General features: G+C 44.6%; 1 pseudogene. It reads right to left on the reverse strand.

What is annotated here, in order from left to right:
• Positions 1-514: pseudogene (locus tag ACYVRH_RS14440) on the reverse strand (hypothetical protein); the annotation flags it as partial.

Genomic DNA, 514 nt, shown 5'->3' on the forward strand with positions numbered 1-514 from the left:
TCATGTTGATAATAATTTCAGGTTTTAAAATTTCCATGAAGCGGTAGTAGAGTTCTCCAAGGAAAATGTCTTTTATCGCAGTCTGAGGATCGGTAACGCCCTTGCCGTTCAAGTCGTTGTGCAGTCTTGCCCATCTGCCTTTCGCGTCGTCTTCAACTTCATATACGTCAATAAAAACTTGAGTCTCGTATCCTTGCAGTCCGACAAAAAATCCGTTTTCGCAGATTGCCTTGGAAGAGCGGATATACCACAGATTCGATTTTTGTTCGCGTAACAAAGTGAAGTATTGGCTGTCGCCGTGGATTGCAAGAGCTTCGCTTAAACTGTCTCTTCGCGTTCCGCCTTCGCAGGGAATAGCGGGATCGCTTACTTTTATCCAGCCGGAAGTTTCATAATAAGAATTGTTGTAGAAAATCGAGCCAAAGACGAAAGTGGAAGCGAAGACTGACACGAAGAAAACTGAGGTTAAGACAGAAGCGAGGACTGAGGCGAAGAAGACTGAGCCAAAGAAGAC

Source organism: Treponema sp. R80B11-R83G3, from assembly GCF_054786115.1.